The 25,233-nt window shown below is 70.2% G+C and carries 30 protein-coding genes; 11 read left to right on the top strand and 19 right to left on the bottom strand.

Going from position 1 to position 25,233, the window contains the following annotated elements:
* Positions 1-89: 89 nt before the first annotated feature.
* The 8 genes from ACZZZB_RS08650 to ACZZZB_RS08615 form a co-directional block, all read right to left on the bottom strand.
* Positions 90-479, bottom strand: a complete 390-nt coding sequence (locus ACZZZB_RS08650) for a type II toxin-antitoxin system VapC family toxin (RefSeq protein ID WP_161578572.1) — start codon at positions 477-479, stop codon at positions 90-92.
* A complete protein-coding gene (locus tag ACZZZB_RS08645) occupies positions 476-742 on the bottom strand; it encodes a hypothetical protein (RefSeq protein WP_191940151.1) in 267 nt (88 codons plus the stop codon). Before ACZZZB_RS08645 ends, ACZZZB_RS08650 begins: the two co-directional genes overlap by 4 nt.
* A 100-nt stretch (positions 743-842) precedes the next feature.
* Positions 843-1,172 carry a CHY zinc finger protein gene (locus tag ACZZZB_RS08640; RefSeq protein ID WP_463529454.1) on the bottom strand — a complete coding sequence of 110 codons (330 nt, stop codon included), beginning with the start codon at positions 1,170-1,172 and terminating at the stop codon, positions 843-845.
* Positions 1,169-1,765: an energy-coupling factor transporter transmembrane component T family protein gene (locus tag ACZZZB_RS08635; protein WP_463529453.1), complete on the bottom strand. Its 597-nt coding sequence runs from the start codon at positions 1,763-1,765 to the stop codon at positions 1,169-1,171. The genes ACZZZB_RS08640 and ACZZZB_RS08635 overlap by 4 nt, the downstream gene beginning before the upstream one ends.
* Positions 1,766-1,769: 4 nt before the next feature.
* A complete protein-coding gene (locus tag ACZZZB_RS08630; protein ID WP_463529452.1) occupies positions 1,770-2,480 on the bottom strand; it encodes an energy-coupling factor ABC transporter ATP-binding protein in 711 nt (236 codons plus the stop codon).
* Positions 2,477-3,625 carry a thiolase family protein gene (locus ACZZZB_RS08625; protein ID WP_463529451.1) on the bottom strand — a complete coding sequence of 383 codons (1,149 nt, stop codon included), beginning with the start codon at positions 3,623-3,625 and terminating at the stop codon, positions 2,477-2,479. Before ACZZZB_RS08625 ends, ACZZZB_RS08630 begins: the two co-directional genes overlap by 4 nt.
* Positions 3,618-4,775, bottom strand: coding sequence for a class I adenylate-forming enzyme family protein (locus ACZZZB_RS08620; protein WP_463529450.1), 1,158 nt, complete (start codon positions 4,773-4,775; stop codon positions 3,618-3,620). Before ACZZZB_RS08620 ends, ACZZZB_RS08625 begins: the two co-directional genes overlap by 8 nt.
* Complete coding sequence (locus ACZZZB_RS08615) at positions 4,772-5,377, bottom strand: biotin transporter BioY (protein WP_274499086.1); 606 nt, start codon at positions 5,375-5,377, stop codon at positions 4,772-4,774. Before ACZZZB_RS08615 ends, ACZZZB_RS08620 begins: the two co-directional genes overlap by 4 nt.
* Before the next feature lie 94 nt (positions 5,378-5,471).
* Here ACZZZB_RS08615 and ACZZZB_RS08610 point away from each other — a divergent pair, with 94 nt between their 5' ends.
* Positions 5,472-6,083, top strand: a complete 612-nt coding sequence (locus tag ACZZZB_RS08610; RefSeq protein WP_159877011.1) for a TetR/AcrR family transcriptional regulator C-terminal domain-containing protein — start codon at positions 5,472-5,474, stop codon at positions 6,081-6,083.
* Positions 6,084-6,190: 107 nt separating this feature from the next.
* A complete protein-coding gene (locus ACZZZB_RS08605; protein ID WP_202939515.1) occupies positions 6,191-6,691 on the top strand; it encodes a MarR family winged helix-turn-helix transcriptional regulator in 501 nt (166 codons plus the stop codon).
* A 28-nt stretch (positions 6,692-6,719) separates the two neighbouring features.
* On the opposite strand, the gene ACZZZB_RS08600 is transcribed toward ACZZZB_RS08605, so the two are convergent.
* Positions 6,720-7,568 carry a DNA/RNA non-specific endonuclease gene (locus ACZZZB_RS08600; protein ID WP_202939514.1) on the bottom strand — a complete coding sequence of 283 codons (849 nt, stop codon included), beginning with the start codon at positions 7,566-7,568 and terminating at the stop codon, positions 6,720-6,722.
* 234 nt (positions 7,569-7,802) lie between these two features.
* Between ACZZZB_RS08600 and ACZZZB_RS08595 the strand changes: the two genes are divergently transcribed.
* From ACZZZB_RS08595 to ACZZZB_RS08570, 6 genes are all read left to right on the top strand, one after another.
* Complete coding sequence (locus ACZZZB_RS08595) at positions 7,803-9,104, top strand: ABC transporter substrate-binding protein (protein ID WP_137242659.1); 1,302 nt, start codon at positions 7,803-7,805, stop codon at positions 9,102-9,104.
* Positions 9,105-9,193: 89 nt separating this feature from the next.
* Entirely contained in the window at positions 9,194-10,258 is a 1,065-nt protein-coding gene (locus ACZZZB_RS08590) for a carbohydrate ABC transporter permease (RefSeq protein ID WP_192019902.1), read from the top strand.
* Positions 10,255-11,154 (top strand): carbohydrate ABC transporter permease, encoded by a 900-nt coding sequence (locus ACZZZB_RS08585; RefSeq protein ID WP_229939317.1) that lies wholly within the window; start codon positions 10,255-10,257, stop codon positions 11,152-11,154. Before ACZZZB_RS08590 ends, ACZZZB_RS08585 begins: the two co-directional genes overlap by 4 nt.
* A 94-nt stretch (positions 11,155-11,248) precedes the next feature.
* Entirely contained in the window at positions 11,249-12,223 is a 975-nt protein-coding gene (locus tag ACZZZB_RS08580) for a LacI family DNA-binding transcriptional regulator (protein WP_463529449.1), read from the top strand.
* A gap of 161 nt (positions 12,224-12,384) precedes the next feature.
* The gene (locus ACZZZB_RS08575) at positions 12,385-12,639 is read left to right on the top strand and encodes a hypothetical protein (protein WP_192019903.1); all 255 of its coding nucleotides are present in this window, start codon (positions 12,385-12,387) and stop codon (positions 12,637-12,639) included.
* A 65-nt stretch (positions 12,640-12,704) separates the two neighbouring features.
* A complete protein-coding gene (locus ACZZZB_RS08570) occupies positions 12,705-13,985 on the top strand; it encodes a hypothetical protein (protein WP_463529448.1) in 1,281 nt (426 codons plus the stop codon).
* A gap of 27 nt (positions 13,986-14,012) precedes the next feature.
* Here the strand turns inward: ACZZZB_RS08570 and ACZZZB_RS08565 are convergent, their stop codons facing one another.
* The 3 genes from ACZZZB_RS08565 to ACZZZB_RS08555 all read right to left on the bottom strand — a co-directional run bounded on the left by ACZZZB_RS08565 (position 14,013) and on the right by ACZZZB_RS08555 (position 17,015).
* Positions 14,013-15,017, bottom strand: coding sequence for a zinc-dependent alcohol dehydrogenase (locus tag ACZZZB_RS08565; protein WP_463529447.1), 1,005 nt, complete (start codon positions 15,015-15,017; stop codon positions 14,013-14,015).
* Between the two features lie 197 nt (positions 15,018-15,214).
* Positions 15,215-16,687: a serine hydrolase domain-containing protein gene (locus ACZZZB_RS08560; protein ID WP_463529446.1), complete on the bottom strand. Its 1,473-nt coding sequence runs from the start codon at positions 16,685-16,687 to the stop codon at positions 15,215-15,217.
* 43 nt (positions 16,688-16,730) lie between these two features.
* Positions 16,731-17,015, bottom strand: a complete 285-nt coding sequence (locus ACZZZB_RS08555) for a MerR family transcriptional regulator (RefSeq protein WP_079704638.1) — start codon at positions 17,013-17,015, stop codon at positions 16,731-16,733.
* Positions 17,016-17,175: 160 nt separating this feature from the next.
* On the opposite strand from ACZZZB_RS08555, the gene ACZZZB_RS08550 reads away from it, so the two are divergent.
* Together ACZZZB_RS08550 and ACZZZB_RS08545 are read left to right on the top strand one after the other, a co-directional pair.
* Complete coding sequence (locus ACZZZB_RS08550; RefSeq protein WP_071261327.1) at positions 17,176-17,601, top strand: Hsp20/alpha crystallin family protein; 426 nt, start codon at positions 17,176-17,178, stop codon at positions 17,599-17,601.
* Between the two features lie 138 nt (positions 17,602-17,739).
* On the top strand, positions 17,740-18,066 hold the full coding sequence (locus tag ACZZZB_RS08545; RefSeq protein WP_426738671.1) for a hypothetical protein: 327 nt from the start codon (positions 17,740-17,742) through the stop codon (positions 18,064-18,066).
* Positions 18,067-18,078: 12 nt separating this feature from the next.
* Here the strand turns inward: ACZZZB_RS08545 and ACZZZB_RS08540 are convergent, their stop codons facing one another.
* The 4 genes from ACZZZB_RS08540 to ACZZZB_RS08525 are packed head-to-tail and all read right to left on the bottom strand — an operon-like array spanning position 18,079 to position 20,879.
* Positions 18,079-19,038 (bottom strand): hypothetical protein, encoded by a 960-nt coding sequence (locus ACZZZB_RS08540; protein ID WP_463529445.1) that lies wholly within the window; start codon positions 19,036-19,038, stop codon positions 18,079-18,081.
* A 20-nt stretch (positions 19,039-19,058) separates the two neighbouring features.
* Entirely contained in the window at positions 19,059-19,814 is a 756-nt protein-coding gene (locus tag ACZZZB_RS08535; protein WP_426738673.1) for an enhanced serine sensitivity protein SseB C-terminal domain-containing protein, read from the bottom strand.
* A gap of 40 nt (positions 19,815-19,854) precedes the next feature.
* A complete protein-coding gene (locus ACZZZB_RS08530) occupies positions 19,855-20,547 on the bottom strand; it encodes a cation diffusion facilitator family transporter (protein WP_192019912.1) in 693 nt (230 codons plus the stop codon).
* Positions 20,544-20,879, bottom strand: a complete 336-nt coding sequence (locus tag ACZZZB_RS08525) for an ArsR/SmtB family transcription factor (protein ID WP_085511700.1) — start codon at positions 20,877-20,879, stop codon at positions 20,544-20,546. The genes ACZZZB_RS08530 and ACZZZB_RS08525 overlap by 4 nt, the downstream gene beginning before the upstream one ends.
* Positions 20,880-21,091: 212 nt before the next feature.
* Between ACZZZB_RS08525 and ACZZZB_RS08520 the strand changes: the two genes are divergently transcribed.
* Positions 21,092-21,655, top strand: coding sequence for a manganese efflux pump MntP (locus ACZZZB_RS08520; RefSeq protein ID WP_202939510.1), 564 nt, complete (start codon positions 21,092-21,094; stop codon positions 21,653-21,655).
* 7 nt (positions 21,656-21,662) lie between these two features.
* On the opposite strand, the gene ACZZZB_RS08515 is transcribed toward ACZZZB_RS08520, so the two are convergent.
* The 3 genes from ACZZZB_RS08515 to ACZZZB_RS08505 form a co-directional block, all read right to left on the bottom strand.
* On the bottom strand, positions 21,663-23,105 hold the full coding sequence (locus ACZZZB_RS08515) for a sugar porter family MFS transporter (protein ID WP_463529444.1): 1,443 nt from the start codon (positions 23,103-23,105) through the stop codon (positions 21,663-21,665).
* A gap of 64 nt (positions 23,106-23,169) precedes the next feature.
* Positions 23,170-23,847 carry a response regulator gene (locus ACZZZB_RS08510; RefSeq protein WP_463529443.1) on the bottom strand — a complete coding sequence of 226 codons (678 nt, stop codon included), beginning with the start codon at positions 23,845-23,847 and terminating at the stop codon, positions 23,170-23,172.
* The gene (locus tag ACZZZB_RS08505; RefSeq protein ID WP_463529442.1) at positions 23,844-25,094 is read right to left on the bottom strand and encodes a sensor histidine kinase; all 1,251 of its coding nucleotides are present in this window, start codon (positions 25,092-25,094) and stop codon (positions 23,844-23,846) included. The genes ACZZZB_RS08510 and ACZZZB_RS08505 overlap by 4 nt, the downstream gene beginning before the upstream one ends.
* Positions 25,095-25,233 lie beyond the last annotated feature (139 nt).

The following is a 25,233-nucleotide window of genomic DNA, read 5'->3' as shown; positions in this document are numbered from 1 at the left end:
CCGATCAGAGCCCTGCAGGGTGGTACCGCATCGTGTGGGAGTGGCTTCCGGAAGAGTGTGGCTGGAGCGCCTCGCGCAGCGCTGCGGTGTCACGACCCGAGATCAGGGATCAGGCGGCCGGCGCGGCTCGCGATGCCGGCCAATTGACGGTCGAAGGTCGCGAGGGAGACATCGTACTTCTCTGCCGTGGCGAGAACGCACGTATCGGGCATCTTCAGCCCCCACTGTGCTCGCAGTCGGGCCAGGGCGAGCGGTTCGTCGGAGCCGAGTTCGGCCACCTCGACGCCAATGCCTCTCAGGTCGTGCCAAACCTGATCCTCGATATTGCGTTTCGCGGGCCCCACGAGGATCTCGGCAGCGGTGAGTGGGTGAACGAGGTAGCCGGTGGGGTGTTCTTCGAGCAGGGCGACAGCGGCGCCGTGGTGAGCATCCGACCCATCGAGGAAACCGATCAGAACGCCCGCATCGAGGACGATCACTCGGCCCAGCCTTCGCGGACCTGATCCAAGTAGTCGGCTTCATACAGTCCGGTGTACCTGCCCGCTGTGTCGAGGATGCGCGCGCGACGGCGCTCCGCGGTGGACTGCTCGCCGGCTTCAAGCGCCTTCGCCCCTGCATCCAAGAGGTTCAACAGCAAGGCGCTCTCACGATCCTCGTTCGGCCAGTGCATCCGAGCGACCTCGAGTGCGTGTTTCACCTGCGGCGTGTGGGTGAGGTTCGTGCGAGCGTGCTTCGTGGGCATAACTCAGTGTAACACTGCGCGTGTCGGTGTAACACCGAATTCTGCCGACCGCGCGATTCCCGAGCGTGCACCGTGGGCTCGATGCAGTGAGCGTCTACGGTCACGGCTGGAAGTAGTACGCCGAGTGCAGGCGGCAGCCCGGATTGAACCGGGCGTCGCAGTTCGGGCAGGCGTCGACCTCCAGGTAGCGGTCGATCGTCAGTTCCGTCGAGCACACGCCGCACAGGATCGCCTCGCGGCCGCGCTGCTCGCGAGGCCACTGCTCGGCCGGGTGGTCGGCGCACTCCGCGTGGCACAGGTGGCACGGGTAGTACTCGCCGCAGCAGGCGAAGCGGATCGCGATGACGTCGAGCGCGGTCGCGTAGTGGACGCAGCGTGTCTCGTCGTCGACCGTTTTGCCGTGGACGCGCACGGTGTCGTCGCCGCTCATCGGACGCCCCGGGCGGTGAGGGCCTCACCGAGCTCGTCTGCGTGCTTCAGCGACACCACGAGGAACGGCACGACGAAGGTCACGAGGTTCGACCCGGCCCCGCGCGCCCGCTGCGCTTCCCGGACGCTCGTGGCCAAGCGGGCGAGGACGGGCACCGTGTTGATGGCGACGGCGAGCATCAGGGCGATGCGCGAGGGGTCGACACCGAAGCGACCCAGGGGCTGGAGGACGCGCTCGAAGGCGTCGAGCAGGTCGGCGACGCGCGTGCTCAGCACGAGGAGCGCCGCGAGCAGGATGGCGGCGACGATCCGGGACGTGTTCGACACCGCGGACTCGACGTCGAGGAACAGCAGTTGGCCGGCCACCGTGATCGTGATGATCCAGCGGATGAGCAGGAGCTGCCGTCCGAGCTCGCCGAGGCCGAGGCCCGAGGCGAGGTAGGCGAGGACGGTCACGGTGGTGGCGATGCCCGCGGTCCACCAACTCGTCGGCAGGAGCGAGATCGCGAGCACCACGACGAGGATGCCAAGCGCCTTCGGGCCGGCCGGCGCGCGATGGAGCCAGCCGGAGCCAGGGCGGTAGAGGGTGATCACGCCGTCACGACCGCAGACTCGCGCGGTAGGCCGCGATCACGTCCTCGGGTCCACCCTGCGCGACGACCCGCCCGCCGTCGAAGAGCAGCGCGGTGTCGCAGCGGGCGGCGAGTTCCAGGTCGTGGGTGACGAGGAGGAGCTGATGGCCCGCCTCGGGATGCAGGAGGTGGTCGGCGACGGCGGCGCTGTTGCGGGCGTCGAGGTAGGCGGTGGGTTCATCGGCGATGAGCAGCGCCGGCCGCCGGATCACGGCCCCGCAGAGCGCCAACAACTGCTTCTGGCCACCGGAGAGTTCGTAGGCGGACCGGTCGGCGAGCGTTGTCAGACCGAACTCGTCGAGCGCGTCGGCGACCTGGGCGGCGATGTCGGCCTTCGATGCCTTCGTGCCGCGGAGGGAGAACGCGACGTCCTCCGCCACCGTCGGCATGACGATCTGTGCGTCCGGGTTGCTGAACACGATGCTGACGAGTCGTCGAAGCGTCGCCGTGTCCTTCGCGGCGTCGACGCCGTGGACCTGGACACTGCCGGCGGTCGCTCGCGTGAGGCCCCCGACGAGCCGGGCGAAGGTGGACTTGCCTGAGCCGTTCGCCCCGATGACCGCGATGCGCGCGTCGTCGAGGTGGAGCGTCACGTCGTCGAGAGCGACGGTGTCGCCGAGACGTGCGGTGACGCCGTCGAGACGGATGGCGGATGACTGGTCGATGTCCCCGATCATCGCACGACCTCGAACACCGCGGCGACGCCGAGACCGCCGCCGACCGAGGCCGCCGCCACCCCGATCGTGCCCGCCGGAGCCCCGCCGCGGACGAGCCGCGAGAACAGGCGGACCACGGCGACCGCACCGCTCGCGCCCCACGGATGACCGAGCGCGAGGGCGCCACCGTCGGCGCAGAGACGCTCGTCGTCCTCGGCGACACCGAGTCGGTCGAGCACGGCGAGCGTCTGGGCCGCGAACGCCTCCACGATCTCGAACGCGGCGACCTGCGCGAGGTCCACGCCGGCCCGATCGAGGGCGTCGAGGATCGCCGGCGCGGCCCCGATCCCCGGGAGTGCCGGGTCGCAGCCGACGACGGCGTGTGCCCGGACGGCGAGGCCGGGCGTCGTGCTCCCGTGGGCGGGCCCGCCGGGCATGACGAGCACGGCTGCCGCACCGTCGCTCACCCGGCAGGTGTTGCCTGCCGTGAGTGAGCCTTCGGAGAAGAGCGGGGTGAACCGGGGGAGCAGACGCTCGATCCCGCTGCGCGGCGCCTCATCGTGCTCCGCCGCCCCGACCAGCGCGACGAGCTCGTCGGTGAACCGCACGGCGGCGACGGCGCTCGCCGCTCGGTGCGTGCTCCGCGCCGCGTAGGCGTCCTGGCGGCCGCGGGAGATCCCGTCGTGCTCGGCGAGGTCCTCCGCGGCCCTGGTCATGTCGGGGTCGTGCCATCCCGCCGGTGCGAACGGTGCCCGCGCGTAGGCGATGCCGTCGACGGAGCGGGTCGGCGCGGTCGACGCGCTCTCGACCCCGCCGGCGATCCGTGGCCGATGGTCGCCGGCGCTGATCGCCGTGGACGCCTCGATGATCGCCGCGAGGCCGCTGCCGCACTGCCGGTCGACGGTGAGCCCTGGAACGTCGAAGCCGAGGCCGGCCCCGAGTGCGGCGACGCGGGCCGGGTTGCCGCCGGGGCCCATGCAGTTCCCGAGGACGACGTCCCCCACCACCGGCGGCAGGCCCAGGACGTGCGTCGCATCGTCCTGCACGGCGCGGACGACGGGGACCGCCAGCTGCTCGACCGTGAGTGCGGCGAGGGCGCGCCCGCGCGTCGCGATCGGCGTCCGTCGGGCCGCGACGATGCGCGGGAGGGCGTGCGACTCAGTCAAGGGACGCCACCGTCCCTGCCGCGAGTCGGTCGGCGAGCTCCGCGCGGGCGGCCTTGCCGGTGACGGTGCGGGGCAGCTCGTCGACGACGAACCAGCGTCGGGGCCGAGGGGTCGGGGGCAACAGCGGTGCGAGGGCGTCGCGGAGCATCGCGCGGGTCGGACGCGCGCCCGGGTGCAGTTCCAACACGGCCGTCACGAGCGATCCGACCCCGGCGTTCGGCAGACCGAGCACGACGGCGTCGTCCACCTCGTCGAGTCGGCGCAGAGCCTCCTCGACATCGGCGGGGATGACGGTCGCCGCGGCCGTGAGGATCGCATCGTCGGATCGTCCGAGGAGCGTGACGATCCCGTCGTCGATCCGTGCGCGGTCGCCGACGGAGGACCAGTCGCCGTCGCGTCGGAGCGGGCCCGAGCCCCCGAGGTACCCGGTCGCGACGAACGGCGATCGGACCCAGAGGACGTCGTCGTCGCGGACCTCGAGCTCGACGCCGGGGAGCGCGCGGAGGCCCGGCCGATCCGGATCGACACCGTCGTCGACCGCCACGAAGGAGAGCTCGGCGGCTCCGTAGTAGGACACGACACGGATGCCGAGGTCCTCCGCCCTGGCGCGGAGTCCGGGGTCGAGTGAGGCGCCTCCGATCAACGCCACCCGCAGGCGGGGCGGCACCTCGCCGTCGAGCAGTGCCCGGAGGCCGTTCGGGGTCCCGTGGAACCGGGTCGCGTCACGGGCGTCGTCGGGGGTGAGCGCGTGGGTGGTCGGGAGGGCGAGCGAGCAACCGACGGCGGCCGCATGGGCGACCGAGAACAGCGACAGCGACGACGCGGGCGGCGACGACAGCGCCAGGACGTCGTCCGGCCCGAGGTCGAGCAGCGCGCCGACGGCCGGAAAGGAGTCCGCCCACGACGCGGCGGTCCTGAGCACGATGCGCGGCTCGCCCGTGGTGCCGGAGGTCAGCGTCGCCCACCCCTGGCCAGGCTGTGGACCGGACGCGGTGCTGCGGTCGCGGACGGAACGCCAGTACGACACGCTCCACCGGTCGTCGCCGATCAACGGCACGCCGCCGGCCGCCCGCACCTCGAGCGCCCGACGGACGAGGTCGGTCGGCGCCCCGCCGCGCAGCGGGACGAGGTGCCCTGGACGCACGGTCATCCGATCCGGGCGGGCTCGCCGGGACGCGTGGAGCCGGCGCCGGCCGCGTTGCGGAACGCGCGCGGGTAGGCGCGGGCGAGCGTCATCGTGATGACCGTCGCGAGCACGACCTTCACGAGGTCGCCGGGCACGAACACGAGGCTCTGCAGGGCGGTCTCGCCGAGTGGCAGGCGGGTGACGAGCGACTGCACCGGGATGCCGAACGCGTAGATGACGCCGATGCCGCCGACGAAGACGCCGAGCGCGGTACGCCACCAGCGCAGCCGACTCCTGCCAGCGTGCACGATGAGCCCGATCACGAAGACGCCGACGATCCAGCCGAGGAGATATCCGGCACTCGGTCCGACGAAGACGCCGATCCCGCCGCGACCGCCGGACAGGAGGGGCAGGCCGATGGCGACGAGCGCCAGCAGCACGAGCATGGAGAGCATGCCGCGCCACGGGCCGAGGATCGCGCCGGCGAGCATGACGCCGAGGGTCTGCGCCGTGATGGGCACCGCGCCGAGCACCGAGAACGCGCCGGGCAGGCCCAGGGCGGCCACGATGGCGGCGAACACGGCGATGCGTGCGATGTCGGTCGCGTCGATCCGGAGTCTGCTCATGCTGGGTCCTTCGTCGGGATGGTCGGTTCGCCTGGGGCGGGTGGATCGCACCTGAACGGTGTTCACCTGAACAGCGTTCACTATAGTGGTGCTCATGTCCGGTCCCGAAACAGTGCGTCGCCATCGGCGCGACGATGTGGCTCAGGTGGCCCTCCGCATCCTCGACGATCACGGCCTGGCCGACCTCACGATGCGCCGCCTCGCCGCGTCGCTCGACGTCCAGCCGAGCGCGCTGTACTGGCACTTCGAGAACAAGCAGACCCTCATCGCCGAGCTCGCCGACCGGATCGTCGATGCGCACCCGGCACCGGGTGACGCGGTGTCCGAGGCCGGTTCCGACTGGCGCGAGCGGACGCGCGTGGAGGCGGAGGCGCTGCGCGACGCCCTCCTCGCCTATCGCGACGGGGCCGAGGTGGTGTCGAGCACCTACGCGCTCGGGCTCGGTTCCGGACGTGCGCTCACCCGGCTGACGGATGCGGTGTCGGTGGCCGGGTTCGACGAGGCGACGAGTCGACGTGCGGGCACGGTGCTGCTCCACTTCATCCTCGGGCACGTGTCGCACGAGCAGCAACGGATGCAGTACGACAGCGTCGGCGTGCTGGCAGACGCTGCGACGGATCCGCTCGGACAGGAGGACCAGGCACAGGCGTTCGCCTTCGGGGTCGGTCTCCTCGTCGACGGCCTGGCGGCGCTCTCCGTCCGCTGACGGCTCTCGGTCCGCCGATAGCACAGCGTGGATGGAACCGCCCACCGTCTGGATCGGTGGCGGCCCACGGTAGCGTTGGTGCAGGCAGGACGTGAGGGAGGCCGGTGATGGCGAAGGGTGATGACGACGACGTCGACATCGTCATCGACGCCTGGGCGAACGCACTGCCCGACGTGGACTTCGCACCGCTCGACGTGGTGTCCCGTCTCCGTCGGCTCGTGCCGCACCTCCAGGAGGTTCGACGACTGTCGTTCGCCGCGAGCAACCTGCGGCCGTGGGAGTTCGAGTTCCTCTCCATCCTCCGCCAGCACGGAGCGGACGGGCTGACGCCGTCCATGCTCGCCACCCGACTGGGTATCACGAGCGGCAACCTCGCGAGTCAGCTCGATCGCCTGGCCGCTCGCTCGCTCGTCGCCCGACAGAAGAACGAGGCCGACGGCCGGAGCAAGATCGTCGTCCTGACGACGCTCGGTCAGCAGCGGGTCGACGAGGCGATGCGTCGACTGGTGGATGACGAGAAGGCGATGCTCGCCGGGCTCAGCCATGAGCAGGTGGCCGTGCTCATCGAGAGCCTCCGGGTCATCGGCGCGGCGCTCGAGCGTCGGTAGGGCTCTGGGTCGAGGTTCCGGACCTGCCTCAGAACCGCAGGTCGGACGGGCCGCTCAGCTCGATCCAGGTGTCGGTGTCCGGGCGCACCGTTGCGGGAGCCGGCTCGAGGACGTCGGCGGAGGCGAGGGCACCGAAGTCGAGACCGGTGACGCTCGCGAGGTCGAGGATCGGCAGCTGGAAGGTCCGGAACGGGCCGAGTGGGGGCACGGCGGTGGCATCGTGCGTGTCGTCGATCGCACTGGACCGGCCGAGGTCGAGGTCGTCGAGCTGCGCCGACTGGTCGAGGAGGTAGCCGCTCGCCGCGAGCGCTCCGTCGTTCGACCACGCCGCCACCTTCCAGAACTGCCGCGGGATCTGCACGCCGCGGTAGAGCGGGTCCGTGTCGGCGAACACCGGCCCGGTGAAGACCGACAGCCGCCGGCGCCCGGCCGAGGCGTACTCGAGGACGAGGTCTTCCAGACCGTTCCAAAGCTCGAGTGACTGGTTGAAGTCCGCAGCCTGCGGGGCGGCGTTCGTGTAGCAGAAGGTGTCGACGTTGGCCTGCCGGGCGATCTCGACGGGCCCCCAGACCGGGTCCCTCCGCCGCACGAGGTGGCCGCGGTCGAGGTCGTTGCGCGCGTAGAGTTCCGGGCCGGCCTGCTCCTCCACCGGGACGCGGTCGTCGAGGTGCCAGTCGTCGCCGCGCCCGAGGTCGAGGAGGGCGGCGCCGTCGATGTCGACCCCGGTCGCGGCTGCCAGGCGGCGTTCGGGGTCGAGGAGCACGGTGAAGTGCGTGTAGTCGAGACGGCGGAGGCGCGCCAGCTCGGCGGGGTCGGCCGGGGCCGGGAGCTGCAGCTGGTCGGCGAGGTCGAGGAAGCCTGAATCGAAGCCGGTCATGGCAATGAGTCGATCATGAATCCGATCGAATCGGAACGGGGACCCGCCCGATGGCCACGACGTCACCGACCGTTCACGATCATGCACCCGTTCCGCAACAAATGAGAGCGCTCTCTTGACCTCGTCCAACCCAGCGCTTAGTGTGTCCTGCATGCCCGTGGGAACGTTCCCACGGCGTCGCGTCGCGGATCCCGGATGGGTGGCCGGCCGACACCGAAGCGCACACACAAAGGAGTGACTGTGAACAGCAAACGCCGCGGCATCACCGCCGCATCCATCGCGGGGGCATCGATCCTCGCCGTCCTGGCCTCGGGGTGCAGTTCCCCCGCCGGCAGCGGCGGAGACGAGAAGATCACCCTCTCGGTCACCACGTTCGGCACCATGGGGGTCGACGCCAACTACGAGAAGTACATGGAGGAGCACCCCAACATCACCATCGAGGCCACCAACTTGGAGGGTGGTGGAGCTGCGCGCGACGACGCCTACGCCAAGATCGCCGCCGGAACCGGCCTCAGCGACGTGGTGGCCATCGAGGAGGGCTGGCTCGGAACCATCTCCGAGGTCAGCGACTCCTTCGTCGACCTCCGCGACTACGGCATCGAGGACGTCAAGGACACCTGGCTGGACTGGAAGTACGAGCAGGGCACGGACGCCGACGGTCGCGTGATCGGCGCCGGTCTCGACATCGGCCCGCAGGGCATCTGCTACCGCGGTGACCTGTTCGCGGCAGCCGGTCTGCCGAGCGAGCGCAGCGAGGTCGCCGCGTACTTCGGCGGCGAGGACGCGACCTGGGACCGCTTCTTCGAGGTCGGTGAGGAGTACGTCGGTGCCACCGGGAAGGCGTTCTATCACAGCCCCCGGTTCTTCTGGAACTCCTTCGTGAACCAGCAGGAGGAGGGCTACTACAAGGCCGACGGCGAGACCCTGAACATCGAGGGCAACGACGTGCTGAAGGAGCAGTTCGCGAAGATCGTCGAGGCCGAACAGGCCGGACTCGGTGCCGGTCTTCCCGGCTGGGACGTCGGCCCGGAGGCCAAGGAGGGCAAGTTCGCGACCTACATGTGCCCGAGCTGGATGCTCGGCATCGTGCAGGGCTACTACGACGAGGGCACGACCGACAGCGGTTGGGACTTCGCCGACGTGATGCCCGGCGGCGCGGCCAACTGGGGCGGTGCGTTCCTCGGCGTCGCCGAGAACTCCGAGCACAAGGAGGAGGCGGCCGAGCTCGCCCTCTGGCTCGCATCCCCTGAGGCGCAGGCCGCATCGTTCGAACTCGCCGGTCCGTTCCCGAGCACGCTCGACGGCCAGGAGCTCGTGAAGGACTCCACCAACCCGTTCTTCAACGACGCACCGGTGGGCGAGATCTTCGCCGCACGGTCCGAGGGGGTCGTGGCCCAGGTGAAGGGTCCTGAGGACTCCAACATCCAGGACAACGTGTTCGGTCCGATCCTCGACCGCGTGAGCCAGGGCGAGATCACCGACGGTGACACCGCCTGGAACGAGGCGCTCAAGCTGCTCGACCAGCTCGTCGGCTGACCTCCTCTCCGACGCAGCTCGCCGGGGCGTCCGTTCGCACGCGGACGCCCCGGTACCCCTCCCGCTCCCTCTCCCGGATTGGCAGAGCCATGACCAGCACCGCAACCGTCCGCCGGCCACCTGCCGCGTTGACGTTCCGACAGAAGCTGAACCGCTTCGACTACCGCGCCTCGCCGTACCTGTACATCGCGCCGTTCTTCATCCTCTTCGCCCTCATCGGCATCTTCCCGATCGTCTACACCTTCAACGTGTCGCTGTACGAGTGGCATCTGTTGAAGGGCCAGGGGGACTTCGTCGGACTCGACAACTACGTCTCCGTCCTCTCGGACCCGTTCTTCTGGAACGCGTTCGGCAACACCGTCAGCATCTTCCTGCTCTCGGCGGTGCCGCAGCTCGTCATCGCGACGCTGATCGCCGCCCTCCTGGACCAGACGCTCCGCGGTCGCACGTTCTGGCGGATGAGCATCCTGCTGCCGTACATCGTGGCGCCGGTCGCCGTCGCAGTCATCTTCCTGCAGATCTTCAACCAGTACCACGGACCGGTCGCCGGCCTCCTCGAGCTGTTCGGGCTCGACCCGATCCGGTGGGCGTTCGACGTCTTCCCCTCGCACGTCGCCATCGCGAGCATGGTGAACTGGCGGTGGACCGGCTACAACGCCCTCATCCTCCTCGCAGCGATGCAGGCGATCCCACGGGACGTCTACGAGTCCGCCGCGCTGGACGGCGCGAACAAGCTCCGACGGTTCTGGTCGATCACGATCCCGATGATCCGTCCGACGCTCATCTTCGTCGTCATCACCTCGACGATCGGCGGGCTGCAGATCTTCACGGAACCGAAGCTGTTCGACCCCCGGAGCAACGGCGGATCCGACCGGCAGTTCCAGACAATCGTCCTGTACCTGTACGAGCTCGCCTTCCCGAGGCGGGACTTCGGTCGAGCATCCGCCACCGCCTGGATCCTGTTCCTCGTGATCATCCTCGCGGGCCTGATCAACTTCGCGATCACCAGGGCCATCCGGACGAACGACGCACGTCCGGTGCGGATCCCGAAGGTGCGCGACACCCTCATCACGACGCGGTCCGTCAGCACCAGCCCGGCCCGCTCGCGTTCAAAGACCACGAGCACCACCGACCAGCGAGGCGGACGAGCATGAGCACCCTGATGGAACGCACGCGGACCGAACCGGCCGCGACCACGGAGGCCCCGCGATACCGCAAGGGCAAGGACCACGAGCGGCCGGGCATCCTCACCTACGCCATCCTGATCGCGTTCTTCGCCATCTCGGCGTTCCCGTTGTGGTGGTCGTTCGTCATCTCGAGTCGGCAGTCCTCCGACACGAACCTCGTGCCGCCCGCCGTCCTCCCCGGCCCGAACTTCCTCGGCAACGCGGCGAAGGTGTTCGAGACCGCGCCGTTCCTGCAGGCGCTCGCGAACAGCGTCATCATCTCGGGCGCGATCACGGTCTCGGTGGTGTTCTTCTCGACCCTCGCCGGCTACTCCTTCGCGAAGCTGAAGTTCCGGGCCAGCAACGGGCTGCTGCTCGCGGTGATCGCCACGATGGCCATCCCCACGCAGCTCGGCATCATCCCGTTGTTCATGCTCATGGCCGAGTGGGAGTGGGTGGGAACGCTCCAGGCGGTGATCCTGCCGGGGCTCGTGACCGCGTTCGGTGTGTTCTTCATGCGCCAGTACCTCGTCGACGTCATCCCCGACGAGCTCATCGAGGCCGCGCGCGTCGACGGCGCGTCGATGTGGGGCACCTTCTGGCATGTCGCGCTGCCGGCCGCCCGCCCGGCGATGGCCGTCCTCGCGCTCTTCACCTTCATGGCCGCGTGGACCGACTTCCTCTGGCCACTCCTCGTCCTCGGTCCGCGGAACCCGAGTGTGCAGACGGCGCTCGCGGCCCTGAGTGCGAGCGGCGGACAGACCCCGGACCACTCGCTCGTGCTCGCCGGCGCGGTGCTCTCGGTGATCCCACTGTTGATCCTCTTCGTCCTCGCGGGGAAGCAGCTCGTGGCGGGCATCATGCAGGGCGCGGTCAAGGGATGACGCCTGCGCCGCATACAGTGTCTTCACACCGGCACGACTGAGGAGACACACCATCGACACCGAGACGGACTCCACCGTCCCCACGCTCATCGCGGTGGCAGCGCTCGCGGGCGTCTCCAAGTCCACCGCCTCCCGCGTCATCAACGGGTCCTCCCAGGTGACGCCGGAGGCGGTCGCGTCGGTGACCGCCGCCGTCGAGCAGCTGCACTACGTCCCGAACCGCGCGGCACGCAGCCTCGTGCGTCGGCGTGCGCAGACGATCGCGATGGTCATCCCGCAACGCACCGCCGAGTTCTTCGCCGATCCCTACTTCGCCGAGGTCATCCAGGGTGCTGCGATGTACGCGTCGTCGACCGACTACACGCTGACCCTGCTGATCGAATCCGACGTCGACCCGGACAAGACCCGTCGGTTCCTCACCGGCGGCAACGTGGACGGCGCGCTCGTCCTCTCGCATCACACGAGCATGCAGGCGTACGCGAAGCTGTCGACGTCCCTCCCGGTCGTGTTCGGGGTGCGGGCGCTCGAGGAGACGACGCCACCTGGGCACGTCGTCGACGTCGACAACGTGGAGGCGGGCGCCTTGGCGACCCGGCGTCTGGTGGAGGCCGGTCGGTCCCGCATCGCCACGATCACCGGCCCGCTCGACACCGCGGCCGGTATCGACCGCCGTGCCGGGTGGCGGCGCGCCCTCCTCGAGGCGGGACTCGAGCCGGGACCGGAGGAGGAGGGGGACTTCACGCCGACGAGCGGCGCGCGGGCGATGGAACGGCTCCTCGCAGACGGCCGGCAGGTCGATGCGGTGTTCGCGGCGTCGGCGCAGATGGCGACGGGCGCGCTCGGTGTGCTCCGCGACCGCGGGATCCCGGTGCCGACGCGGATCGCCATGACCTCGGTCGACAACAACGTGTTCGCGGTGGACGCCTATCCCGCGTTGACGACGGTCGATCTGCACACCGCGGAGAAGGGTGCGCTGCTCGTGCAGACGCTGCACCGCCTCATCGCCGGCGACGATGTCCCGGAGATGACGACGATCCCGTGCGAGCTCGTGGAGCGCGCCTCGGTCTGACCCCGCTGCGTGGTCGTCCCGGCGGGATCGACGTCGGTCGTGGCTTCGAGCCGGTCATGGCCTCACGCGTTCGGGAAGATCGGGGGCGCTGAACGCGAGCGATTCTCGTTCCTGATGAACTCATACTTCAGTTTCTATCCAACATATGATATTTTACCTGTATGTCCTCGAACGTCCGGAACCCACACCGATCCGACGACGCCCGCGTCCTGATGGCGCTCGTGTCGTCCACCTTCCTCCTCGACGCGTTGATCGTGTTCGGCATCGGCTTCCTCCCCGGCGTCTCTCCGTTGGAGGGTGAAGCCACCGCGGTGACCGCCCTGGTGCTGACGGCAGCCCTGTTCGCCGTCCAGTTCGTCATCGTCGCCGTCCTCGCTCGCCTCGCCCGAGCCTCGGTGCTCGACCCCATCGCCTGATCCATCCGACGTGACCGCGCTCGTGGTCGCCACCAACCCGAACACCGCCAGATCGGAGCATCACCATGCATGACCACAACGACCGTCCGACGCGGAGACGCGGTCTCCGACCGAGCGCGTGGGCGCTCGCAACGACCACCGCCCTGTCCTTGCTCGTCCTCGCCGCACCGCAGTCCGCCTCGGCGGCGGCGGTCATCGACCCCATCGGTGACGCCCGGGCCGGTGAGGGCCTCGTCATGTCGTTCACCACCGGCGAGACCGGCACCCTCGTCGTGACCGCTCCGGAGCATGCGACGATCGGCATCGTGACGACCGGCGGCTGCGACACGCGCTACGCCACCCAGGTCCGCTGCGGTACGGACGCGAAGGTCTGGACGTCCGAGCTGATGGCGACGATGCGCGTCGACCCCGACGCTCCAGCCGGGACGCTGACCGGCGGTTCGATCGCATTCGAGGTGCGCGGGACCGTGGTCGCGTCGACCCCCTTCACCATCGAGGTGCTCCCACCGCACCTCGCCCAGGCTGCGGCGGGGCAAGCACTCACCGTGGAGGTGCCGGTCAATGGCGGCACCTCAGGGGTCATGCGGTTCACGGCTCCCGATCGGACGACCATCGTGGGAACCGGTGCGCCGGACTGCGTCATCGGCCCCGACGGCTCGACCGCCGACTGCGGCACGGAGAGCAGCGTCTGGGACGGCGTGCAGACCGTCGACCTGGCTGTGGACGCCGATGCCCCCTACGGCACCCTCCGCGGAGGCACCATGGGCTTCGTCCAGAACGGTCGGATCGCGTCCACCACGCCGTTCGAGCTCGAGCTCACGCCCGGCGCCGCGACCATCACTGCGCCGGCCGACGGCGTTCTCGCGCCCGATGCGACGCTGAGCGGGACCGCGCCCGGCGGCACAGAGGTCGGGATCGAGGTCGACGGTGTTCCGATCGGGACCGCTGAGGCGACGATCGAGGAGACCTGGGCCTTCCGGCCCACCGAGTCGCTCGCCGAGGGAACACACACGGTGACGGTCCGAGCCCGTGCCGGTGGACTCGCCGGTGCTGCGACGGACCTCGTCGTCACCGTCGTCGCCCCATCGGAGCCGGTCGCGCCCGAGATCCCCGAGAACCCCCGGGTACCCGAGGGTCCTGCGCTTCCGGGCGGGCAGCAGGTGGAGCCCGCGACCTCGACTGCGACCGCCATCAGTGCAGGGTCGTCACATCGAGCGAGTGAAGACACGCTGGTGCGGACCGGCGCCGACGCGGCCCCGTTCGCGCTCGCGATCGCCCTGCTGCTGGGAGGTGCGTTCGTGGGTGTCGTCGGCCTCGCCCGCTCCCGCATGAACGGTCTCGGCTGATCTGAGCCGGTCCCGGCCCCGCGCGATTCAGAAGCGGATCTGTGTCTTCGGTCCGCCGCCGGCCGCGCGGGGGAGTCCCTCGGCGAGCACCCGTGGCACCTCGTCGAGGGTGATCACGGAGCCGATCAATCGGCGGACCGTGTCGCCCATGGTCGCGAACCGCCGCGCAGCCTCGTCGATGTCGGCCGAGCCACCGAGCACCGCGTGGACGGTGGCGTCGAGGGCGATGAGTCTCCCGGACGGGAGTCCGACGTCGCCGCCGGGCACGCCGAGCAGGGCGATGCGGGCGCCGGCGGTGGCGTTGTCGAGGAGGCGACGGGTGACCTCGGCTGAACCCGTCGCCTCGATGATCACGTCGAAGCGCTCGTCTCCGAGGTCGGTCGGGTCGCGGGTCTCGAGGCCGAACCCGGCCACGAAGCTCCGGTCGGAGTCGCGTCGGGCGACGACGGCCACGCCGGCTCCGGCGTCGGCGGCGAAGAGCGCGGCGAACATACCGAGGGTTCCGGCGCCCCAGACGAGCACGCGGTCGCCGGGGCCCACCTCCGTGAGCCGGACGCCACGGAGCGAGCAGGAGGCGGGCTCGACCATCGCGCCGAGGTCCGCTTCGACCCCGGCCGGGAGGCGATGGACGGCGCGTTCGGGGACGACCAGGAGCTCCGCGAGGGCACCGTCCAGTTGCCCGAGGACGCCGAGTTCGAGGTGGTCGGGACAGAGGTGGTGTCGGCCCGAGGTGCAGAGCGTGCAGACGCCGCACCCGATGAAGGTGTCGCCGGTGACGAGGTCTCCCGCTGCAGTCGAGGTGACACCCTCGCCCACCGAGACCACCCGACCGGCCCACTCGTGGCCGGGTTGGAGCGGCAGGGTCGTGCGGCCGTCGGCGAGGTACGGCATGGTGCCTCGGAAGAGCGCGACATCCGTGCCGCAGAGTCCTGCGCGCTCGATGTGGATGAGGACCTCACCCGGTCCGGCCTGTGGATCCGGGCGATCGAGGACGGTGGCCTCGTTCGGTGCGGTGATGCCTACGGCTCTCATGCGGTCTCCTCGTCGTGACGGCGCTGGTCAGAGCGTAGTGGGGGTATGCCGCCGTCGATCTGCATGCGGAAGGACGAGGTGTCCTCGTGGGCACTTCGACAGGCTCAGTGACCGGAGGGGGTGTGCTCGGGACGCTCTGGTCCCTGAGCCTGTCGAAGGGCAGTCGGGCCGGGTGGCCTCGGCTCGCCCGCGTCAGTTCACCAGGACGACTTGCCTCCGCCTGCGACGACCGCGCTGGGCCGCTGCACCTCGGCGAGTCGGGAGGTCCGGAGCGGCGTCGTCTCCCACCAGGCGTCGAAGGTGCCGGCCGCCGGGTCGATCTCGAGGTGCATGCGGTGGGGTGTCTCGATGAAGATCGCGTCGACGCGGAGGACCCGCGCTCCGTCCTCGCCGCCGGTGCCCCAGGCGGCACTCGCCGTGATCGGTCCATGCGTCCGCCACGCGCCGACACCGGGGACGAGCTCCACCCGGTCGTCGCCCTCGTGCACGACCAGCACGGTGTCGTCACCCTCGCCCGCCGTCACCTCGAGCGCCGTCAGCTGCGCCAGGCCGGTGTCGGCGGCGGCCGCGAACGTCCGTCCGACGAGTTCGCGCAGTGACGAAGCCGCGCCGGTCTCGTCCGACACGTCGAGCGGCGGCAGGGCGAGCCCCGCCAGGTGTGCGAGCAGCGACTGATCGGCGTCCGAGGTCGGACTGCGGTCTGCGTCGCTGCGCTCGGCGGTCCCGAAGGCCGGCAGCAGGTGCTCCCACGCGGCGTTCAGCACGGCCTGCATGTCGAGACTCTGCCCCGTGATCGCCAGGACGACGTCGTGCTCCGGCAGGACGACGCAGTACTGACCGTAAGCGCCGTCGCCGCGGAACCCGTGACGGGCCATCCAGAACTGGAACCCGTACCCCTGCGCCCAGTCCGACTCAGGGTCGTCGCCGTTCGCGATGTGGGATCGTGTCGCCTCGGCGACCCAGGCGGCCGGCAGCAACTGTCGACCAGCCCACTCGCCGCCCTGCAGATAGAGCTGACCGAGTGCGGCGATCGCTTCCGTCGTCGCGTGCAGGCCGCTGTACCCGAGCTCGAAGCCCTCGTCGTCCTGCTGCCAGTCGAACTCGCCGATACCCAGTGGCTCGAGCAACCGCGGTCGCAGGTAGTCGGTGAGCGTCCCGCCCGTGACGCGCTGGACGATCGCCGCGGCAGTGTAGGTGCAGGGCTGGTTGTACGCGAAGACGGTTCCCGGGTCCTCGTCGGGCGGGAGGAGCAGGAAGCCGCGGACGAGGTTCGTCGGGTCGATCGCAGCGGCCCGCATGATCGTCTCCTCGCGGTGGCCGCTCGCCATCGCGAGCACGTGGCGCACGCGCATGGCGCGGCTGCGGGGGTCGGTGATCTCGGCGTCGAGCTCCGGGAAGTGGCTGATGATCGTGTCGTCGAGTCCGAGCAGACCCTCCTCGACGGCGAGGCCGACGGCGGTCGAGGTGAAGCTCTTGCTCAGCGAGTACAGCAGGTGCACCCGCTCGGCCGAGTACGGCGCCCACCAGCCCTCGGCGACGACGTTCCCGCCGCGCAGGAGCATCAGGCTGTGCGGTTCGACGTTCGGCGTGTGCTCGAGGGCGGTGATGAACGCCTCGATCCCGGCGGCGTCGACGTGCTGGGCGGACGGAGTGCTTCGCTGCAGGCTCATCCCTCCATGCTGCCACCTGCCGGCGGCCGGATCGACCCGACCCTCAGTCCTGGTCGGCGTCGAGCTGGTCGCGGAGCCCCTGGTTGATGTCCTCGAGATCGAGCACGCGAGCGATGCCGGCGAGGTTGACGCCGTCGTCGCGGAGGTCGGTGACGCGCTTGAGTCGCTCGATGTCGTCCTCGCTGTAGCGACGGGTGCCGCCTTCGGTCCGGGACGGGGTGAGGAGGCCTTTGCTCTCGAAGAGCCGCAGGGACGCCTCCGGGACGCCGGCGAGCTGGGCTGCGACGGCGATGCCGTACACGGGTGTCGCGCCGTCACGATCGGCCATGCTTGAGATTTCCTTTGAACGGGTTGCACTGGATCAGGTTTCGGATGTATAAAAAATCTACACCACGAAGTACAGATCCGAACCCCCGGATCTGAGACTTCCGGGCACTGACAATCAATGAGCCCGATCCGTCATCGGGCGACAGGGAAGGAGAACACCCATGGCAATGACCCTCGACCCCATCAGCCAGCTCGACCGCTTCGCGGCCTCCGTACTGGACTCCGTGCGCGCACCCCGGCCCATGCCGGTGGACCTGTTCCGTGACGGCGACCGGTACATGATGGTCGCCGACCTCCCCGGCATCGACCCCGGATCCATCGACGTCGACGTCGACGGTGGTCAGCTCACCATCCGTGCCCAGCGCACGGCCGACAGCCGCGAGGGTGTCCGCTGGCTCGCACGTGAGCGCGGTGGCGGCCACTTCCTGCGGCAGTTCACCCTCGGCGAGGGAGTCGACCTCGACGGCATCACCGCGTCCTACGACAGCGGTGTGCTCTCCGTGATCATCCCGGTGAGCGAGCGTGCGAAGCCGCGGAAGATCACCGTCGACTCCACGACCGACCACCCGCAGTCGATCAACGCCTGAGCCGGGATCGACACTGACCCGGGATCGACACTGAGCCGGGATTGACACCCGTCCGGATCGAACGAACCGAACGCCCCGCCCACGATCCGTGGGTGGGGCGTTCGCCCGTGTGCGACCGGCGGTCGGCATACTGGGGGCATGTCCCGCGTCCAACGGATCCTCGTAGCGTCAGCCCTGCTCGTGATCGCCGCACTCGGCCTGTTGGTCGCGGCGACGCAGACCACGATGATCTGGTACCAGGCGCCGGGTGCCGACGGCATCGCGACGGAACAGGTCGCGGTGTTCGAGCCGGCGGTGGTCGGCACTGTGGTCGCCGCGGTGGCGGTGCTCGCGCTCCTGGCGCACCTGGTCCTCGTGATCCGACGCGCGGTGCCTCGGATGCAGTGGGTCGTCGCCATCGCGCTGACCGTCGTGACCGTGATCGCCGCGGTCCTCGTGTCCATCGCGGACCGGCCGGTGTTCTAGCGCACGTCGAGCTCAGCCGAGCAGCTCGGCCAACAAGGCCCGAGTCGTCTCCTCGCTCGCCCCGGGGGCCTGCAGACGCACCCAGTCGTCGCCACGTCGAGCGTGCGCCGAGTGCTCGCTCCCGGCCGCATCCACGGCGCCGACCGGACTGTCCTCGCGAAGCACCCACGCACCTCCGGGGAGCACCGTGAACCGGACGAGCTCGCGGGAGTCCGCGGACAGCAGTCGGCAGTCGAGTCCGCCGACCCGCTGGAGCGAGTCCTGCACGAGGTGGTAGCTCGGTGTCGCGGTGCTCACGTAGCTCGCGCCGGTGGCGGCTGCGCCGAGGTGTGCTGCAGCGATGTCCACCGGCAGCGCCGTGGCGCACGAGCGCGAGGTGGGCGCCGATGACGGGGGTGCGGCGGGCGCCGGAACCGGGGCTGCCGCGAGCGCTGCGCGAGCCAGTTCCTCTGTGCGCGTCCCTGCCGGGTCGTCGACCCCCGCCGCATCGACCTCGATGAACCGCTCGCCGTCGAGGGCGTGGACGGAGCAGGCGCCGTCCGAGCACATCGTCCCGTTGATCTCGCCGACGCTCGCGCTCCAGTCGGTGTGCTCGTACCAGTGGTTGAAGGTTGCCCAGTGGTCGACACCCTCTCCGACGAGTCGGACGGTCAGTGAGGTGCCGGCCGCCTCATCGGCCCAGGCGCAGACGGTCCCGCCGTCCTGCAGGACCGGGGCGTCGTCGACGGTGAGCGGTTGCGGCGCGGCTGCGGCGCCCAGGAAGGATGCGACCTCCGCGTCGGGGACGAGCGCGTCGCAGGCGAGCCCCGGGAAGGTGGACGTCGGCGCGGGTGGGAGCGCCGCCGATGCATTCGGTGCGGATCCGGTCGGAGTCCCGGTGGGCACCCCCGACAGTGGCGCGCTACACGCTGTGAGGACGCCCAGCAGCGCGGCGATCGTGAGGACGCGTGCGCCACGTGCGATCGCGGGCACCGTTCGACTCAGCCCACTGCTCATCGTCGCCGGAACAGCCCTCGCTTGCGGCGATGGAACGGCGGGACACTGGTCAGGAGATGCTTCGCGCCAGGCGCCACGTACATGACGTCGATCGGCACGCTCGCCGAGTACGTCGCGAGGGCGCGTGCGAGCGGACCGCTGATCGTCTCACGGGCGGTCGGGGCGCCGACGATGACGAGGAGGTAGCACTCGTCGAACGTGCCGCCCTCCTGCGGGGTGACCTTCCAGCCCAGCACCGCTTCGTCGACCTCGCCGTACTCGGCGAGGACCGCGGTCAGGGTCTCGGTCATCCCTGGTGGGATGCGAGCCGGCTGTCCCACCATGACCTCGGTCTCGCGCTCGACCACGCGTGGTGTGAGCACCGCCTCGCCGTCGAGCAGCTGGGCGACTTCGCCGGGGAGGAACTCCTTGCCGTGTGTGGAATGCGGGTTCAGGACCAGCCTCGCGCCTCGGGTCATCTGCCACAGGACGCGGCAGGGGAGGGCGAGGAGGTGCTGTTCGAACGACGGGACGACCTGGAGCGTCTCCTGGAAGCGCGCCTTCGAGGTGTAGAACGGCTGCACCGAGCTGCCGTCCGAGTCGAGGAGGTCAGCCAGGGTCGCCATGCCGTCGTCGGTCACGGTCCCTGCCACGATCACGGTGCTCTCGAGGAGCGCCGTCAGGAACGCGGGGGCGTTCGAGCGGTCGTTCGCGGCTGCGGCGAGGAGGGCTTCGATGTCGGGAGCGTCGGGTGCGTCGTCGGCGGCAGGCATGCCAGCAGCGTATCCCGGCCGTGTGGGAAGGTGCGCGTGCTCAGCAGCAGTCGCAGGTGTCCGTGTTCTCCGAGGTGAGCGATGAGACCGGCCGCTTGCACGCGTCTCCACGCCAGGCTTCGACGCCCTCACGGACCGCGAAGCCGGCGATGACGAGGGCGGCGACGCCGTCCGCCCAAGCCCAGCCGAGGGTGCTGTTGAGGACCAGCCCGATGAGGACCGCGGCCGACAGGTAGGAGCAGATGAGCGTCTGCTTCGAGTCCGCGACGGCGGAGGCGGATCCGAGTTCCTTGCCGGTCCGGCGTTCGAACAGCGAGAACGCCGGCATGATCACGACGCTGACCGCCGCGAGGACGATACCGACGGTCGAGTGCTGGACTTCGGCGAACCCGAGCAGCGAGCGGGCGGCGTCGACGCTCACGAACGCGGCGAGGCCGAAGAACGACAGGGCGATCACCCGGAGGGCGATCCGTTCCCGACGATGGGGATCGGGGCTCGAGAACTGCCAGGCGACCGCGGCGGCGGACAGGACCTCGACGATCGAGTCGAGACCGAAGCCGACGAGGGCCGCTGATGAGGCGACGGTCCCGGCCGACAGGGCGATGACGGCCTCGACGACGTTGTAGGCGATGGTCGCCGCGACGATCCAGCGGATCCGGCGCTGCAGCGTCGCGCGTCTGGCGGGGCTCAGCTGGGCGCGGAGACGGGGGCTCGGCAGGCCGACGGCGCTCATGCGCAGGTGCAGCTCTCACCCGAGCAGCAGGCGGGATCGACGACCAGGACGAGCCGGAGGAGGTCGTCGAGCGCCGGCGCCAGGTGGCTGTCCGCCAGGCGGTACCAGGTGTTGCGTCCTTCCTTGACGCCTTCGACGAGGCCGCAGCCGCGGAGACAGGCGAGCTGGTTCGACATGACCTGTCGGGAGACGCCGAGTGCGTCCGCGAGGTCGGAGGGGAAGGCCGGTGCCTCGCGCAGGGTCAGGAGGATGCGGGCCCGGGTCTCGTCCGACAGGGCGTGCCCCAGCCTCGCAAGCGCAGCGGTGTGCGTCAGGGTCGCGGTCGGCGTCATGGTGTCGGTCACGCGAACGACAGTACACGAAACGCTGTATCGAGCAACCCTCGCGGTCGCCCGAACAGCCGCGTTAGGCGAGGCGAAACGCTGGCAATCGGGCGTCTCGGCTTGCCGCCGCCGCACCGCGCTGGCAACGTTGACGGGTCCTCGCGGCATGGCGCCCGAACGCATCTCCGCGTCCAGGACGCATCACAGGAAGACCTCGCGACATGACGTTCTGGCCGCTGCTCCTCATCGCGCTCGGCGTCTCCGCCGACGCCTTCGCCGTCGCCCTCACCAAGGGCCTGCACATGCGGCGGTTCAACGTGCGTCACGCGCTCGTGATCGCCGGGACCTTCGGACTCTTCCAAGCGGTCATGCCGCTCATCGGCTGGTTCCTCGGCACGCAGTTCGCGCGGTACATCACGGAGGTCGACCACTGGGTCGCCTTCGGCCTGCTCGCCCTCGTCGGCGGCAAGATGCTCTGGGAGGCGTTCTCGAGCCACGAGGACACCGAGGTCGACTCCGACCGCATCGACGTCCGGCGACTCCTCATCCTCGCGCTCGCCACGAGCATCGACGCGCTGGCCATCGGCATCACGCTCGCGTTCCTGCCCGGCTCCATCGTCGAAGCCGTCGTCCTCATCGGACTGACGACGTTCGTGCTCGCGTTCCTGGGCGTCTTCATCGGCCGTCGCGTCGGTCAGCGCTTCGGCAAGCCGGCGGAGATCGCCGGAGGGGTCATTCTGATCCTCATCGGCACCAAGATCCTGATCGACCACCTCACCGGGTAGTCGGAGGTCACCGCTTCCGGGTGAAGATGGCGCCGGTCGACACGTCCTCGCCGAGCGCCTCGAGGCTCCGCCCCCGCGTCTCGGGTACCTGGGTGGCGACGAACAGGAGCGCGAGCGCGCCGACACCCGCGAACACGAAGAAGGTCCCGGTGATGCCGAGGCCGTCGACGAGCGACGGGAAGTACAGCGCCAGGAACCCGTTGGCGACCCAGAGCATGAAGATCGAGACGCCCATCCCGAGGCCGCGCATCTGGAGCGGGAAGACCTCGGCGAGGTAGACCCAGACCGCCACGTTGAGGAACGTCTGCATCGAGCCGACGAACACGACCACGAGGACCAGGATGACCCAGGGACGCATCGGGTCGCCCGGCTCGAGCATCATCGACGAGAAGCCGATGAGCAGATGGCACGCGGTCGTGAGCGAGAAGCCGATGACGAACGTCTTCCGTCGGTCGAGTCGGTCCATGTAGGTGAGGGCGATGAAGCCACCGACGACGGCGATGATGCCGGGCGCGATGTTGGCGATGAGCGCGGCGCTCTCGTCGAAGCCCGACTCCACGAGCACGGTCTGCCCGTAGTACATGATCGAGTTGATCCCGGTGAGCTGCTGGGCGATCCCGACGCCGACACCGACGAGCAGGATGCGCACGAGCCAGGGGTTGCGGAGGACGGCCCCGAGCCCGATCCGGTGTTCGTCGCGCTGCGCGGTGATGGACGCGTCCACCTCCGCGAGTTCGGCGATGGCGCGGTCGTCGGAGCGGACGGTCCGCAGGACGTCCAGCGCGTCCTCCCGGCGACCGTGGTCGACCAGCCAGCGCGGCGACTCGGGCATCCGCAGCATGCCGACGAACAGCGCGACCGCCGGGAGGGCGCAGACGGCGAACATGATGCGCCACACGCTCGTGTGCTCGCTGAACACGGTGCCGATGACCGCGTTGATCACGAACGCCGACAACTGTCCGAGGACGATCGCGACCTCGTTCCGGCCGGTGATCGACCCACGGATCTCGTAGGGCGCGAGCTCCGCCAGGTAGACCGGGACGACGGCGGAGGCACCGCCGACGGCCAGTCCGAGGAGGACGCGACCGGCGACGAGGAGCTCGACGTTCGGCGAGCAGACGACCACGAGCGTCCCGACGAAGAAGAGCACCGCCAGTACGATGATGCTCCGCCGCCGGCCCCATGCGTCCGACACCCGACCGCCGAGCAGTGCACCGACGGCGGCCGCGAAGACGAGTGAACTCGTGACGATGCCCTCGGTGATGGGCGTGAGCCCGAGTTCCGCGGTCATCGGACGCAGCGCCCCGTTGATCACGCCGGTGTCGTAGCCGAAGAGCAATCCGCCGAAACAGGCGACGATCGAGATCAGGCCGAGGTGGCGGCGGTGCGGCCCGGACGTGAGGGCCGGCAACGTGCTCGCCGTCTGTCGGGCTGTGGGGGATCCGGCCATCGTGTTTCCTCGTCTGCTGGGCCCGCGCGCCGAACGGCGTCGTGGACAGGACGACAGTACCGGTTCAGTCGTCGGCGCCCGGCCGCAGCAGGCCGCTCTCGTACGCGAGGATGACGAGCTGGGCGCGGTCGTGGGCGGCGACCTTCGTCATGATGCGGTTCACGTGGGTCTTCGAGGTGTGCGGTGAGATGACGAGGTCGTCGGCGATCTGCTGGTTCGACCGTCCGCGGGCCACGAGGAGCAGCACCTCGAGCTCCCGTTCGGTGAGCAGCGTCAGCTCTGCGGGGATCGGGCGTGGACTCGTCGGTTCGTCCGCAGCGACGACGTACTTCGTGATGAGGCTCCGGGTCGCCGCGGGGGACAGGAGTGCGTCGCCGGCGTGCACCGCGCGCACGGCGCGGACGATCTCCTCCGGCTCCGAGCCCTTGCCGATGAAGCCGCTCGCGCCGGCTCGCAGGGTGGCGATGAGGTTCTCGTCCTCCTCGAACGTGGTGAGGATGAGGACCCGGGTGTCCGCGAGCTCGGGGTCCGCGCAGATCGCCGAGGTCGCGCCGATGCCGTCCAGCACCGGCATGCGGATGTCCATGAGCACGACGTCCGGTCGCAACTCCTGCGCGAGCGACACCGCCTGCGCGCCGTCGACGGCTTCGCCCACGACCTCGAGGTCGGCCTCGGACGAGAGGATGTCGGCGACGGCCTGGCGGATGAGTGACTGGTCGTCGACGACGAGCACGGTGGTCATGCGGGGGACTCCTCGGGGTGCGTCGGGGTCGGGTGTGTCGGACCGGCGTGCGTCGGCTCGCCGGTGGGGAGGGTCGCAGACAGCCGCCAGCCGCCCGGGGTCGCGCCGACGTCGACGGTCCCGCGGACGGCCGCGACGCGCTCACGGATGCCGAGGAGTCCGTGCCCGGGGGTCGGCGCCGCGTCGGCCGGCTCACGCGGGACGCCTGGTGCCGTCGGATTGCTCACGCTGACGATGATCCTCCCGTCGCCGCCTTCCACGAGCACGTGCGCCCGACGCTCCGGACCGTGCTTCAGTGCGTTCGTCAGCCCCTCCTGGACGACGCGGTAGGCGACCGTGTCCGTGGCGGTCGAGAGCTTCGGTGCGTCGGGGTCGATCCGTGTCGTGATGTCGAGGCCTGCGGTGGTGAACTCGGCGATCAACGCGTCGAGTCGGTCGAGTCCCGGCTGCGGCAGCGTTCCGCGGGAGCCTGCGCCAGCGTCCCCGCCGTCGCTGCGCAGGACCTCGAGCAGGTCACCGATCTCGCCGAGCACCGTCCGCGACGCCCGGCGGATCGAGACGAGCGCCTCCTTCGCCTTCTCCGGTCGCGACTCCAGGGAGCTCGACGCCACCCCGGCGTTCAGACTGATCACCGAGATCTGATGGGCGACGGTGTCATGGAGGTCGCGCGCGATCCGGAGACGCTCCTCCGTCACCCGACGCCTCGCCTCGGCCTCGCGGGTCTGTTCGGCCCGTTCCGCGCGTTCGGTGATCGCCAAAATGTACGCGCGGCGCGAGCGCGTCCCGTCACCGGCCGCCGCGGCGAAGGCGATCATCACCGCGAACTGGACCGTCCGCGGATCGAAGCTGCCGATCGACGCGAGCAAGCTGAGGAGGGCGACCGCGACCATCGTCGCGACTGCCGTGATGAGGGTCGTCCGCCGCGCAGAGCGCACGGCCACCCCGAACATCGCGATCGCGGCCGCGATCACGACACCGGGAGCGAGGGTCCCCGTGATCGCCGCCGCACCGTAACAGGCGATGACGGCAGCGAGCACCGGGATGGGCCAGCGCCGACGGAGCGGGAGGAGGAGCGCGGGCGCGACGACCAGGGCGACGACGAGCGGGCTGCCCGGCCGGAACTCCGCGTTGGGGAACGGGATGAACGCCGAGGCGATGATGAGGACCGCGGCGACCACATCGCCCACCCACGCCGGGGGTCTCGGATGCGGATCGCGCACCCGGTGATCCTGCGTCGCGGAGGTCATGGGCCCAGTCTGCCGGGAACCGGCGCCCGGCGACTCCTCCGCACGTGGCATTCCGCGGTACCACGGACGCGGTACACGGGTGTCCGCCGGAGGGGGACGCGTCGGACGGGCGTCGCGGCGAGTCTGGAGTGGTGCCGGA

The sequence above is a fragment of the Plantibacter sp. AC185 genome (genome assembly GCF_979258065.1).
Note: the sequence above shows the minus strand (reverse complement) of the source record. Positions and strands in the feature narration are given on the sequence as shown.

Bases quoted from the DNA above. Each gene is read 5' to 3' on its own strand.
- ACZZZB_RS08645 (WP_191940151.1), bottom strand. From the start codon at position 742: ATGCCCACGAAGCACGCTCGCACGAACCTCACCCACACGCCGCAGGTG.
- ACZZZB_RS08640 (WP_463529454.1), bottom strand. From the start codon at position 1,172: ATGAGCGGCGACGACACCGTGCGCGTCCACGGCAAAACGGTCGACGAC.
- ACZZZB_RS08630 (WP_463529452.1), bottom strand. From the start codon at position 2,480: ATGATCGGGGACATCGACCAGTCATCCGCCATCCGTCTCGACGGCGTC.
- ACZZZB_RS08620 (WP_463529450.1), bottom strand. From the start codon at position 4,775: ATGACCGTGCGTCCAGGGCACCTCGTCCCGCTGCGCGGCGGGGCGCCG.
- ACZZZB_RS08615 (WP_274499086.1), bottom strand. From the start codon at position 5,377: ATGAGCAGACTCCGGATCGACGCGACCGACATCGCACGCATCGCCGTG.
- ACZZZB_RS08610 (WP_159877011.1), top strand. From the start codon at position 5,472: ATGTCCGGTCCCGAAACAGTGCGTCGCCATCGGCGCGACGATGTGGCT.
- ACZZZB_RS08605 (WP_202939515.1), top strand. From the start codon at position 6,191: ATGGCGAAGGGTGATGACGACGACGTCGACATCGTCATCGACGCCTGG.
- ACZZZB_RS08600 (WP_202939514.1), bottom strand. From the start codon at position 7,568: ATGACCGGCTTCGATTCAGGCTTCCTCGACCTCGCCGACCAGCTGCAG.
- ACZZZB_RS08590 (WP_192019902.1), top strand. From the start codon at position 9,194: ATGACCAGCACCGCAACCGTCCGCCGGCCACCTGCCGCGTTGACGTTC.
- ACZZZB_RS08585 (WP_229939317.1), top strand. From the start codon at position 10,255: ATGAGCACCCTGATGGAACGCACGCGGACCGAACCGGCCGCGACCACG.
- ACZZZB_RS08575 (WP_192019903.1), top strand. From the start codon at position 12,385: ATGTCCTCGAACGTCCGGAACCCACACCGATCCGACGACGCCCGCGTC.
- ACZZZB_RS08570 (WP_463529448.1), top strand. From the start codon at position 12,705: ATGCATGACCACAACGACCGTCCGACGCGGAGACGCGGTCTCCGACCG.
- ACZZZB_RS08565 (WP_463529447.1), bottom strand. From the start codon at position 15,017: ATGAGAGCCGTAGGCATCACCGCACCGAACGAGGCCACCGTCCTCGAT.
- ACZZZB_RS08560 (WP_463529446.1), bottom strand. From the start codon at position 16,687: ATGAGCCTGCAGCGAAGCACTCCGTCCGCCCAGCACGTCGACGCCGCC.
- ACZZZB_RS08555 (WP_079704638.1), bottom strand. From the start codon at position 17,015: ATGGCCGATCGTGACGGCGCGACACCCGTGTACGGCATCGCCGTCGCA.
- ACZZZB_RS08550 (WP_071261327.1), top strand. From the start codon at position 17,176: ATGGCAATGACCCTCGACCCCATCAGCCAGCTCGACCGCTTCGCGGCC.
- ACZZZB_RS08545 (WP_426738671.1), top strand. From the start codon at position 17,740: ATGTCCCGCGTCCAACGGATCCTCGTAGCGTCAGCCCTGCTCGTGATC.
- ACZZZB_RS08535 (WP_426738673.1), bottom strand. From the start codon at position 19,814: ATGCCTGCCGCCGACGACGCACCCGACGCTCCCGACATCGAAGCCCTC.
- ACZZZB_RS08530 (WP_192019912.1), bottom strand. From the start codon at position 20,547: ATGAGCGCCGTCGGCCTGCCGAGCCCCCGTCTCCGCGCCCAGCTGAGC.
- ACZZZB_RS08525 (WP_085511700.1), bottom strand. From the start codon at position 20,879: ATGACGCCGACCGCGACCCTGACGCACACCGCTGCGCTTGCGAGGCTG.
- ACZZZB_RS08520 (WP_202939510.1), top strand. From the start codon at position 21,092: ATGACGTTCTGGCCGCTGCTCCTCATCGCGCTCGGCGTCTCCGCCGAC.
- ACZZZB_RS08515 (WP_463529444.1), bottom strand. From the start codon at position 23,105: ATGGCCGGATCCCCCACAGCCCGACAGACGGCGAGCACGTTGCCGGCC.
- ACZZZB_RS08510 (WP_463529443.1), bottom strand. From the start codon at position 23,847: ATGACCACCGTGCTCGTCGTCGACGACCAGTCACTCATCCGCCAGGCC.
- ACZZZB_RS08505 (WP_463529442.1), bottom strand. From the start codon at position 25,094: ATGACCTCCGCGACGCAGGATCACCGGGTGCGCGATCCGCATCCGAGA.